Genomic DNA, 12236 nt, shown 5'->3' with positions numbered 1-12236 from the left:
GTGTTCGTATGAGAAAGCTTTCTATTTTATCCTATATATTTGCGGGTTTGATGTTATCGTCGTGCGATGGCTATCTGAAAGAGGACCCTCGTGATCAGCTTTATCCGGAGGATGCGTACGATACCCCTCAGAATGTCTATCTGAATACGGTTGCTTCCTTATATAATTATATCGGAGGTTATAGCGATAGCCAAGGATTGCAAGGAACGTACCGGGGTGTCTACGACTTGAATACCTTTACGACTGACGAGGCCATGCTCCCGACTCGTGGCGGCGACTGGTATGACGGTGGTTTCTGGCAAGGTCTCTTCTTGCATAAGTGGGGAACGAATAGTGACGCTATCCAAGCTACTTGGGAATATCTGTATAAAGTAATCGTATTAAGCAATCAATCTTTAGAGATATTAGGCGAGTTGCGGCAAAAAACGGATTATAACGATTTAGATCGGTATGAGGCGGAGGTTCGTGCCTTGCGTGCGATGTATTATTATTATTTAGTCGATATGTTTGGCCGTGTCCCTCTTATCGTTTCTTCTTCCATTCCGGTGAAAGACGTGCGGCAGAGTGACCGGAAAGAGGTCTTTGATTTTGTTGTAAAAGAATTACAAGAATCCCTTTTGTTATTGAGTACGGCGCATAGTAATTCGCCCGGCGATTATTATGGAAGGATTACGAGACCGGTTGTTTATTTTTTATTGGCGAAGTTGGCCTTAAACGCAGAAGTGTTTACGGATAACGACTGGACGGATGGTCTGCGTCCGAATGGACGGGAAATCTATTTTAGGGTAGGCGAGAGGAAGTTGAACGCTTGGCAAACGGTTGTGGCGTACTGTGATTCAATAACGGACTTAAACTATAGCTTATCTCCGAACTATGCGGATAATTTTTCTGTATTTAATGAATCGTCCGGAGAGAATATTTTCACGATTCCGATGGATAAGAACTTATATACGAGCCAAATGCAATATCTTTTCCGCTCCCGTCACTATAATCATGCCAAAGCATATGGATTGGGGGGAGAGAACGGCTCTTGCGCTACGATAGAGGCCCTTCGGGTATTTGCGTATGGGACGGACTCGGTCGATACCCGGTTTTATGAGAATTATTACGCCGATACGATGTTTGACCTCAATGGTGATACGATTCGGTTAGATAATGGGACTCCTTTGGTATATTTACCTCTAGAGGTTAGGTTGGATTTGTCTAGGTTGCCTGCCGAGAAAACGGCGGGTGCCCGCATGAAGAAATACGAGATCGATAAGATGGGGACGAAAGATGGAAAGCTATCGGATAATGATATCGTATTATTCCGTTATGCGGATGTCTTGTTAATGAGATCGGAAGCGAAAGTTCGTAATGGAGAGAATGGGGATGAAGAGTTGAATGCCGTTCGTTTCCGTGTGGGAATGTTACCTCGTAAGGCGACATTAGAAAATATTTTGGCTGAGCGTCAACTGGAATTGGCTTGGGAAGGCTGGAGGAGGCAGGATTTGGTACGTTTTGGAAAGTTTACCCGCCCTTATACGGATCGCCCTCAATTGCCCCATGAATCGAATGGCTATACCACCGTTTTCCCAATTCCCGATAAAGTCCGTTCCTTGAATCCTAATTTGATACAGAATCCGGGATATTAGTAGATTTGGATTGTATTTATCAATTATGTAATAATTTGGAATATAGGAAGATTTTATTTTTCTTTGTGTAAAAAGTAAAACGTTTGTCTATGAGATCGCAAAAAGAGTGTATAGAATTGCTACGTGGCTATTTTCAAAATAAGGCTAAAGATTATGGCATTGTTCGTATGGCCCTTTTTGGTTCAGTCGTGCGAAATGAACAAACAGAGGAGAGTGACGTAGATATTGCTTACGAAGGGGAAGCTAATCTATTATTACGTAGCCGAATGAAACAAGAGTTAGAGTCTTTGTTTGGATGTAGAGTCGATATCATTCGTCTTCGCAAACAACTTGTTGATAGTGTATTTGGACAAAATATCGAAAATGATTTGATTTATGTTTGATAAGGTACGGATTGGCTCATTGTTAGATCGAATAGAAAATTCGATTCTCTTAATACAGAGTAAATCGGGGGAGATAAATTGTCCGGATGATTTCCTTTTGAGTCAAGATGGTATGTTCATTTTAAGTGGCATCTGTATGCAGTTGGTTTTTATTGGAGAAAGTGTCAAGACTATTGATAATAAAACTAATCATAGTTATTTAATAAAATATACAGATATACCTTGGACTGCTATTATGGGATTAAGGGATATTATAGCTCATGAGTATCATCGTATTGATGAGGAAGAGATCTTTGCGGTTGTGAATAAAGACTTAATTTCTCTTTTGAAAATAATTCAGCAAATGAAAATGGATTTAGAGACAATAAATTAAGGGTGAAAATAATATTCAATTTCTCACCCTTAATATCTATTTTACTCTATATACAATACCAATCCCTTTAAATATTCACCTTCCGGATGGTAGATATTCACCGGATGGTCTGCGGGTTGGGTTAATTGATGCAAGATACGAACGCTACGGCCGGATTGGGCGGCGGCGCTAAATACAGCTAAACGGAAGTTTTCCTTGCTGACAACCTGTGAGCAGGAGAAGGTAAACAAGATTCCTCCCGGCTTGATCTTCTCGAAAGCGATCGCGTTTAATTTGCGATACCCTTGTAAGGCGTTACGTAGTACATTCTTATGTTTAGCGAACGCAGGAGGGTCCAATATGATTAAATCATAATTACTTCCCATTTTTTCCAAATACTTAAACGCGTCTTCCGCATATGCCTCATGACGGGGATCTCCCGGGAAATTCAACTCGACATTCTTTTTCGTCAAAGAAATCGCTTTCGCCGAACTATCTACGGAATGAACCACCTTAGCGCCTCCTCTCATCGCATAGAAAGAGAAACCGCCCGTATAACAGAACATATTCAATACGGAGCGATCTTTTGCGTAATACTCCAACAAAGAGCGATTCTCCCGTTGATCCACGAAGAAACCTGTCTTTTGGCCTTTCTGCCAGTCTACACAGAATTTCAGTCCGTTTTCTATAGCGATATCTTCCACTTCGCCTCCGAATAAGTAACCATCTTCGCTACCTAAATTCGCTTTATAAGGTAAAGTCGCTTCCGATTTATAGTAGATGTTTTGTAAAGTATCGCCCAATACCGCTTTCAAAGCCTCCGCGATCTGATGACGGGCATAATGCATTCCTACCGAATGTGCTTGCATAACCGCCGTATGCGCATACATATCGATCACCAATCCCGGTAAGTTATCGCCTTCGCCGTGAATCAGGCGGAACGTATTATTATTTTCTACCCCAGCCAGCCGCAAGGTCTTTCTGAGTTCGTAAGCGATACGGATACGTTCAACCCAAAAAGCATCGTCGATGGCGATTGGGGTGAAAGATAACACACGTACGGCGATACTGCCGATTTGGTAATGGCCGATCGCCAAAAAACGCTGGTTCGCTCCGTATACCTCTACCAAGTCACCCTCTTCCGGATCGCCTTCAACAGATTGGATCGCTCCGGAAAATACCCATGGATGGAAACGCAATAGCGATTCTTCTTTCTTAGGCTTGAGAAAAACTTTACAATACTCCATTTATGCTTGATTCAATAAATTATATATTCTTAGGCAGGCCCAAGCATCGAGGGCCGCATATTTCTTTTGTGAGTCTGTCAATACATCCGCCTCCCAATTCGTGAGGCGTTGTCCTTTTGATATCTTTTTTTGGAAAAGTATCGCATATATCTTTTGCAGGCTGGCATCCTCGATGCCGAACTGGCCTACGTAATTCTGTAAATCAAGGAAATTAGCGGGTTCTATATCCGAACGCTTCCGTATCGCCCCGAAATCATCCCGTAAAGATAACCCGATCTTTAAGGTCGAACTGCTTTTTAGGAATTTCTCCAGAGATTCCGGTATACCGATATGATTCAAGCGGAACAAGAAACAAGTATCATCCGTTGATATCTGCATCAATGAGATCTTGTAACGCTGTCCCTTCTTAAAGCTGGGACGGGTCTCCGTGTCAAAACCAACGATCGGAAAACGCAGCAAGTACTCTACGGCCTTGTCTGCCTCCTCTTTACTAAGGATCGTAATGATACGTCCCTTGAATTCCTCTACGGTAAGTTTCGCTATTTCCTCTTTAGCAATTGTATGTATAAATTGTTGTATCATTCTTCCTCTTCATTCTTTTCCAAATCCTCATCACCACTGTAACGCACAGCGTGCAACGCTTTCAAGGCATTCAATAATTGCTGTCCCCAGTATTCTTGGAAGTTCGTGCGGCACAAAGCGATAGCCTCTTGCATAACTTCCTCGTTTCCTTGACGGAATAAAGATACGAAATTTCCTGTATCTTGATAGACATCAGCCAAGTTCTCGGAAATAAACGCTGCGATAGGAGTATCGCTATACCGCATATCCGCATGAAATGTTTCCAGATAGGAATCTCGTTCGCCAAGCAAACCGGCTATCCGTGAACGAACCGACTCGTACATGTCTTCTGAAACGGAAAGCTCGAGTTCGGTTTCCTCTTCAGATTCCACTTCGGGCAACAGGCTGGCCTTTAAGTATAAAAGAGGCAAAAGTTTTGTCGCCTTATCTACGAAGTCGAAAAGCCCGGTATTTCCGGCGGTCTCAACAAAGGTACAATATTCCAGTGCTACCGTAACAAATTCTAGCGTGTTGCGCTCGTATATCGGATTTTCTTCTTTTTCCATGTGCCTGTTCGTCTAATCATTCTTGATAACAATTCGCAAAAATACAACAAAAATCCGTTTTTTTCGTGATAAAGTCCCGAATATTCTTTTTAGTCGGGGATTGCTCTCCTATATATTTCCTGTTTTATTATTTTTGTGCAATTAATAGAAGGAATGTTAATGATAGACTAATGTTGGATATACTAATTAGGATAAAAAAACCGATCGAGTTATGAGTTCATGTGGAAAGAATGAGAACCCTCAAGAGATGAATCGCCGTAAATTCTTGAAGGTATTTGGGGGTGGGGCTGTCGCCTCTTCGGCGGCGCTTTACGGTTGCGCTCCCAAGAATGAGCCGGGGGCGGCTGTGGCGTTAGGTGAGGTTCCTACCGATAAAATGACCTATCGCCAACATCCTACGAATGGCGATAAGGTTTCTATTTTAGGATATGGTTGTATGCGTTGGCCCTTGAAACAAGGATCGGACGGTAAAGACCAGATTGATCAAGAAGCCGTGAATCGTTTAGTGGATTATGCGATAGAACATGGGGTGAATTACTTTGATACTTCTCCTGTTTATGTACAAGGTATGTCCGAGAAAGCGACCGGTATCGCATTGGCACGCCATCCTAGGAACTCCTATTATTTGGCCACTAAACTGTCAAACTTCCAGAACTATACGAGAGAAAACTCGTTGGCGATGTATCGGCAGTCGTTCCGTGATTTGCAAACCGATTATCTGGATTATTATTTGCTTCACTCTATCGGTGGGGGGAATGGTATCGAGCTTTTCAATGACCGCTATATAAATAATGGAATGCTTGATTTCTTGGTGAAAGAACGGGAAGCGGGACGTATCCGTAACCTAGGTTGGTCTTTTCATGGGGATGTAAAAGTGTTTGATTATGTGTTGGATATGGGCGTGAAATGGGATTTCGTTCAGATCCAGCTGAATTATCTGGACTGGAAACATGCCTCGGGGCGTAACGTAAACGCTGATTATCTGTATGGCGAATTAGAGAAGCGAGGTATTCCGGCGGTTATCATGGAACCGCTATTAGGAGGTCGCTTATCGAATGTTCCGGATCATATCGTTGCTCGTTTGAAACAGCAACGGCCTGAGAATAGCGTGGCTTCATGGGCTTTTCGTTTCGCCGGCTCTCCGGATGGGGTCTTGACGGTGTTAAGCGGCATGACGTATATGGAGCATTTGCAAGATAATATCCGTACTTATTCCCCGCTTATTCCGGTAACGGACGAGGAGAAAGACTTTTTGGAAGAGACGGCCCAGCTTATGATGAAATATCCGACAATACCTTGCAATGATTGCAAATATTGTATGCCTTGTCCATATGCGTTGGATATTCCGGGCATTCTTTTACATTATAATAAATGTGTGAACGAAGGAAATGTTCCGAAAAGCGTGCAAGACGAAAATTACGCAAAAGCTCGTCGTGCCTTCTTAGTCGGTTATGACCGGAGTGTCCCAAAGTTGCGTCAAGCGAACCATTGTACAGGGTGTGAGCAATGTAATCCTCATTGTCCGCAGGGTATCGATATCCCCAAAGAGATGCAGCGTATCGATAAATTCGTGGAAGAGTTGAAAGTGAATGGTTAACCTTTAAACAAACGGAAAATTATGTTACGAAAAATAAGAATATTCGCCGCCACCTTTTGCTTTGTGCTGATAACCCTGTTATTTCTTGATTTCACGGGTACGATTCACGCTTGGTTCGGATGGTTGGCAAAGATACAGTTTTGGCCTGCGTTGTTGGCTTTGAATGTCGGTGTTGTGGTAGGGTTGGTAATCTTGACTCTTTTATTGGGGCGTGTATATTGCTCCGTTATCTGCCCTTTAGGGGTATTGCAAGATATTATTTCGTGGTTTGCTAGTAAACGGAAGAAATACCGCTTTTCCTATTCTCCCGCATTGAAGTGGGTACGTTATGGTACCTTGGTTGTTTTTATAGTGGCTTGTATTGCTGGTGTCGGTTCCTTGGTAGCGTTGATTTCGCCTTATAGCGCTTATGGGCGTATCGCTTCTAATTTATTTGCGCCAATCTATCAAGAGGGCAACAATCTATTGGCCTATTTTGCGGAACGTATGGATAGTTACGCTTTCTATTCGGTGGACGTATGGGTGCGTAGTCTGGCTACGATGGGAATCGCTATTCTGAGCTTTGTCATATTGGCGATTTTAGCTTGGAGAAATGGACGTACATATTGTAATACGATCTGTCCGGTAGGTACGGTTCTCGGTTTTTTGTCGAAGTATGCTTTACTTAAACCTCGTATTGATACCGATAAATGTAATGGTTGCGGATTATGCGCACGTAAATGCAAGGCTTCTTGCATCGACTCTAAGAATCATGCGATCGATTATAGCCGTTGCGTGACTTGTATGGACTGTTTGGATAATTGCCGTCAAGGCGCGATTTTGTATACGAGGGCACGCAAGGCTGATAAAGCTACTTCGGTAAAAGAATCCTTAACGAAGGACACTACGGATGTTTCCCGCCGTCGAGCCTTGTCGGCTACGGCATTGGTAGCCATGTCTTCCGTTTTGCATGCTCAGCAGAAAAAACTGGAGGATTATGTGGAGATGAAGAAAGACGGAGGCTTTGCGCCGATTAAAGAACGTAAAGAGCCGAATCGTTTGGCACCATTGGTTCCTTCCGGAGCTTTGAGTATCGGGAATCTGGCGCAACATTGCACGGGGTGTCAGCTTTGTGTATCTGTCTGCGAGAATCATGTCCTGCGCCCGTCTACGGATCTGATGAAACTGATGCAGCCGAAGATGGCATTCGATAGAGGGTATTGCCGTCCGGAATGTGTGAAATGTTCGGAGGTTTGCCCGACGGGAGCGATCAAACCTATTACGAAAGAAGATAAATCTGCTATACAGATCGGTCATGCCGTATGGGTAAGAGATCTTTGTATTGTCAATACGGACGGTATGAGTTGTGGTAATTGTGAACGCCATTGCCCGACAAAATCGATCCAGATGGTGGCGAAAGATCCGGCAGATCCAAAGTCGTTAAAGATCCCGGTGATCAATACGGAAACTTGTATTGGTTGTGGTGCTTGCGAGCATCTTTGTCCGTCTCGTCCTCAAAGTGCGATCTATGTGGAAGGGCATGAGATGCACAGATCTATTTAATGCCGTTAAAATCTATCCCTAAAAACATGTACGTGTTTCCGCGAAAACATGTACATGTTTTTCAGAAAACACGTACGTCTTTTTTTCAAAGGTTCGTCAGACTCGATTTTTCTATGTACATTTGCGTGTTATAAAAGAATTATTGAGAAACTATTTATGGCAAAGAAGACAACAACAACGAAGCAAAATCATACAGAGCCGAGCTGGTTCGCAGCCTTGAAGACTTTTTTTACAAATGAACGGACCCGTTTCATTACAGGTTTGATTATCTCTATACTAACCATTTATGTAGGGCTTGCCTTGATTTCGTTTTTCTTTACAGGAGCTGCCGATCAAAGCAAAATAGAGAATGTTCCTTTAGGTGATTTATTGATCAATCGAGGATCGGTAGAGAATTGGACGGGTGTACGCGGGGCGTATTTGTCTGATCTGTTGATGAATCGTTGGTTCGGTATCTCTTCTTTTATGATCCTCTTTTTCTTGGGATCGGTTGGGGCGAAACTCATGAACTTAAATAAAGTATCCTTGTTGAGGCGTTTTTTGTTTAGCGCTTCGGCGTTGATCTGGGGATCTGTGTTTTTTGCTTTTATATTTATCAAGGGATATGAGGATACGTTTATTTATCTAGGCGGTCAACACGGATATTACATCTCGGAGATGTTTATTACCAATATCGGAATCCCCGGTACGATCTTGCTTTTATTAGGCTCATTCTTAATCATCGCTATTTTTACCAGTAAGAAGACAATCCCGTTCTTACAGCGCGTATTTTCTTTAGGTTGGGTGAAAGATCGTTTGAAACGTGAAGGCGAGGTAGATGTCGATCAGACGGAAAAGGAGGATAATGTAATTCCTCGCTCTAAGCCTGTCGTAGAGCAACCGGATGAACAACCGGAAATGGATGAGTATGAGGAGTTCGATACGGAGGCTGAATTGTTGAAAGCCGAAGGGAAAGAAAACCGTAAAACAGTACCGGAATATAAGAACGAAGAGGTCGCTGTTGCTGATGATTTAGTAGTTACGATCGCTCAAGGTGACGACGATCCGATAAACGAAAAAACAGATGAGATAAATACCCCGGAGTCAGAGGATGAGGAGGATGCCGGATTTACGGTGGAAGTTGCCGCCGGTAATGATGAGACCTACGATGCCTCGGCCTTGGGTACGTATGATCCCCGTTTGGATCTTTCCCGTTATGTATTCCCTACCTTGGACTTGCTGAAAGCGTATGATAGTGGGAGCATGGAGATCAATCGGGACGAATTGGCGGAAAACCAACGCTTGATCAAGCAAGCCTTGGAAGATTTCAATATAAAGATCGCTTCGATCAAAGCGACAGTCGGACCTACGGTTACGCTTTATGAGATTGTACCCGAGGCGGGTGTCCGTATTTCTAAGATCAAGAACTTGGAGGATGATATCGCCTTGAGTTTATCCGCTTTGCAGATCCGTATTATCGCCCCGATGCCCGGAAAAGGAACGATCGGTATCGAGGTGCCGAATAAGAATCCTCAGACGGTATCGATGCAATCTGTTATCGCTTCACGCCGATTCATTGAGGGTAAGTATGAGTTGCCTGTGGCGATGGGTAAGACGATTACGAACGAGGTGTTCATGTTCGATCTTTGTAAGACACCGCATCTATTGGTAGCCGGTGCTACGGGACAAGGTAAGTCTGTCGGTCTAAATGCGATCATCACTTCCTTATTATATAAGAAGCATCCATCGGAGTTGAAATTCGTGATGGTAGACCCGAAAATGGTTGAGTTTAGTATCTATTCCAAGATAGAACGTCATTATCTGGCGAAACTTCCGAATGCGGAGAAGCCGATCGTTACGGAGCCAGCTGACGCTGTCGCTACATTGAACTCGTTGGTGATCGAGATGGAAGACCGGTACCGTTTACTGGTGAACGCGAATGTTCGTAATATAAAGGAATACAACGCTAAGTTTATCGAACGGCGGTTGAACCCGCAGAAGGGACATCGCTTCTTACCCTATATCGTGGCGGTAGTGGATGAGTTTGCCGACTTGATCGCAGTGGCCGGACGTGAGATCGAGTTGCCTATCTCTCGTATTGCGGCGAAGGCCCGTGCGGTAGGTATCCATATGATCTTGGCTACGCAACGCCCGGATACAAAGGTGATTACCGGTACGATCAAGAGTAACTTTCCGAGCCGTATTGCCTTTAAGGTTGCTTCTATGATCGATTCACGTACGATTCTGGATGCTCCGGGCGCTAACCGTTTGATCGGACGGGGCGATATGTTGATTGTCGTGGCGGGACAAGAGCCGGTTCGTGTGCAGTGCGCTTTCGTAGATACGCCCGAGGTGGAGGATATCGTGGATTATATCGGTGAGCAGGCTGGCTTCCAAACCGCTTATCTGCTTCCGGACTATGTACCGGAAGGGGGAGAGGCATCGACTTCGGGAGCTGTCGATTTATCAGATCGAGACCCCTTATTTGACGAGGCGGCTCGCTTGATCGTGATTCAGCAACAAGGTTCTACTTCTTTGATCCAGCGTAAATTCGCTATCGGTTATAATCGTGCCGGACGTTTGATGGATCAATTGGAGGCTGCCGGTATTGTTGGCCCGTTTGAGGGAAGTAAGGCCCGTCAAGTATTGGTGCAAGATGAGTATTCGTTGGAGCAAGTATTAAATGCTTTGAAATAAATATGAGAAGAGAACATAAAATAAGAGTGTGGCGGTGTATCGCGTTTGTCGGATTATTCTTGTGTTTCCTGTTGGGGTTAGGAGTGGGGGCGCATGCCCAGAACGCGAATGATATCTTGGGGAAGGCTGCTGCTGCTTATGAGAATTCGAACGGGATAAGCGCTTCTTTTACGATGTTTACCCGTTCTGCCGGTCAAAATGCGGGAGAGAGTTTTGAGGGAACCATCCAGATGAAAGGTGATAAGTTTACATTAGTCACGCCGGATGCGCTTACTTGGTTTAATGGTACGACGCAATGGACGTATGTGGAACGGAACGATGAGGTGAACGTGACGAATCCTACGGGAGAGGAGTTACAATTTACGAATCCTGCTCTTTTATTAAATAGTTATAAGAAAGGATTCACGGCAACATATAAAGGCGAGAGTACGGCACCGAACGGAAAAGCCGCTTACGATGTGGAATTGACACCGAAGAAAAAAGGGGATATCGTGAAAGTGGAGTTGCAAATCGAGAAATATTCAAATTTCCCGGCTCGTATCACGGTTACTTCTAAAAACGGCGTTAGCAGTACGATCCAGATCAGCCAATTGAAAACAGGTATAAACCAACCGGATCGTTTTTTTGTTTTTAACGAAGGGGATTATCCGGACGTAGAGGTGATAGACCTTCGATAATAGAGAATTGAAAATTGATAATTAATACTTAGATACTATGAGCGATTCAGTGAATGAGAAAGTACGTTGCCTTATTATAGGCTCGGGTCCAGCAGGTTATACGGCAGCGATTTATGCTTCCCGTGCAAATTTATCTCCGGTGCTTTATGAAGGAATACAGCCGGGGGGACAATTAACAACAACTACGGAGGTGGAGAATTTCCCGGGATATCCGGACGGTATAACCGGTCCTGAGTTAATGGAAGATTTAAAAAAACAAGCCGTCCGTTTTGGTGCGGATATCCGTTTCGGTATCGCTACCGCCGCTGATTTGGGTGAGGCTCCTTATAAAATTACGATTGATGGTGAGAAAGTGATCGAGACGGAGACTTTGATTATCGCTACGGGTGCTTCCGCGAAGTATCTGGGTCTTCCGGATGAGCATAAATATGCGGGTATGGGTGTATCCGCTTGCGCTACTTGCGATGGTTTCTTCTATCGTAAAAAGACGGTAGCGGTAGTGGGTGGTGGAGATACGGCCTGTGAGGAAGCGATTTACTTGGCTGGTTTGGCGAAGCAGGTTTACTTGATCGTGCGTAAACCCTATTTGCGTGCTTCAAAAGTAATGCAAGAACGTGTCTTCAAGACTCCGAATATCACGGTACTTTTCGAGCATAATACCTTAGGTTTGTTTGGAGAGAATGGCGTGGAGGGTGCTCATTTGGTAAAACGTATGGGAGAGCCGGATGAGGAGAAAGTGGATATCGCCATCGATGGTTTCTTCTTGGCGATTGGCCATAAACCTAATTCGGATATCTTCAAGCCATGGATAGATACGGACGAGATCGGTTATATCGAGACAGTTCCGGGAACTCCCCGAACGAAAGTTCCGGGTGTGTTTGCCGCTGGAGATGTCGCTGATCCCCATTATCGTCAAGCTATTACCGCTGCGGGAAGTGGTTGTAAGGCTGCTATCGAGGCTGAACGTTATTTATCAGAGATCGGAAAATAGTTGACAGTTG

At 44.2% G+C, this 12236-nt stretch carries 11 protein-coding genes; 8 read left to right on the top strand and 3 right to left on the bottom strand.

Annotated features, from left to right (window positions below; all coding sequences use genetic code 11):
- Positions 1-8 precede the first annotated feature (8 nt).
- The 3 genes from DW033_RS12070 (at position 9) to DW033_RS12060 (ending at position 2390) form a co-directional block, all read left to right on the top strand.
- Positions 9-1634, top strand: coding sequence for a RagB/SusD family nutrient uptake outer membrane protein (locus DW033_RS12070; RefSeq protein ID WP_005865148.1), 1626 nt, complete (start codon positions 9-11; stop codon positions 1632-1634).
- An 89-nt stretch (positions 1635-1723) separates the two neighbouring features.
- Positions 1724-2017: a nucleotidyltransferase family protein gene (locus DW033_RS12065; protein ID WP_048927716.1), complete on the top strand. Its 294-nt coding sequence runs from the start codon at positions 1724-1726 to the stop codon at positions 2015-2017.
- Complete coding sequence (locus DW033_RS12060; RefSeq protein WP_005865152.1) at positions 2010-2390, top strand: DUF86 domain-containing protein; 381 nt, start codon at positions 2010-2012, stop codon at positions 2388-2390. Before DW033_RS12065 ends, DW033_RS12060 begins: the two co-directional genes overlap by 8 nt.
- Before the next feature lie 41 nt (positions 2391-2431).
- On the opposite strand, the gene DW033_RS12055 is transcribed toward DW033_RS12060, so the two are convergent.
- From DW033_RS12055 to DW033_RS12045, 3 genes are read right to left on the bottom strand one after another with little or no spacing between them, the layout of a single operon-like run.
- Complete coding sequence (locus DW033_RS12055; protein ID WP_005865154.1) at positions 2432-3616, bottom strand: class I SAM-dependent rRNA methyltransferase; 1185 nt, start codon at positions 3614-3616, stop codon at positions 2432-2434.
- Positions 3617-4198 carry a 3'-5' exonuclease gene (locus DW033_RS12050; protein ID WP_005855416.1) on the bottom strand — a complete coding sequence of 194 codons (582 nt, stop codon included), beginning with the start codon at positions 4196-4198 and terminating at the stop codon, positions 3617-3619.
- Positions 4195-4743: a DUF5063 domain-containing protein gene (locus DW033_RS12045; RefSeq protein ID WP_005865156.1), complete on the bottom strand. Its 549-nt coding sequence runs from the start codon at positions 4741-4743 to the stop codon at positions 4195-4197. The genes DW033_RS12050 and DW033_RS12045 overlap by 4 nt, the downstream gene beginning before the upstream one ends.
- Positions 4744-4954: 211 nt before the next feature.
- Between DW033_RS12045 and DW033_RS12040 the strand changes: the two genes are divergently transcribed.
- The 5 genes from DW033_RS12040 to trxB all read left to right on the top strand — a co-directional run bounded on the left by DW033_RS12040 (position 4955) and on the right by trxB (position 12226).
- Positions 4955-6340 (top strand): aldo/keto reductase, encoded by a 1386-nt coding sequence (locus DW033_RS12040; RefSeq protein WP_009017539.1) that lies wholly within the window; start codon positions 4955-4957, stop codon positions 6338-6340.
- 21 nt (positions 6341-6361) lie between these two features.
- The gene (locus DW033_RS12035) at positions 6362-7882 is read left to right on the top strand and encodes a 4Fe-4S binding protein (RefSeq protein ID WP_048927717.1); all 1521 of its coding nucleotides are present in this window, start codon (positions 6362-6364) and stop codon (positions 7880-7882) included.
- A gap of 156 nt (positions 7883-8038) precedes the next feature.
- The gene (locus tag DW033_RS12030; RefSeq protein WP_121961076.1) at positions 8039-10558 is read left to right on the top strand and encodes a DNA translocase FtsK; all 2520 of its coding nucleotides are present in this window, start codon (positions 8039-8041) and stop codon (positions 10556-10558) included.
- Between the two features lie 2 nt (positions 10559-10560).
- Positions 10561-11235: a LolA-like putative outer membrane lipoprotein chaperone gene (locus tag DW033_RS12025; RefSeq protein ID WP_121961075.1), complete on the top strand. Its 675-nt coding sequence runs from the start codon at positions 10561-10563 to the stop codon at positions 11233-11235.
- A gap of 37 nt (positions 11236-11272) precedes the next feature.
- A complete protein-coding gene (gene trxB / locus DW033_RS12020; RefSeq protein ID WP_005865171.1) occupies positions 11273-12226 on the top strand; it encodes a thioredoxin-disulfide reductase in 954 nt (317 codons plus the stop codon).
- Positions 12227-12236: the final 10 nt, after the last annotated feature.

The sequence above is a fragment of the Parabacteroides sp. AF39-10AC genome (assembly GCF_003635405.1).
Lineage (GTDB): Bacteria > Bacteroidota > Bacteroidia > Bacteroidales > Tannerellaceae > Parabacteroides > Parabacteroides distasonis.
This window is presented reverse-complemented; position numbering and strand designations above follow the sequence as displayed.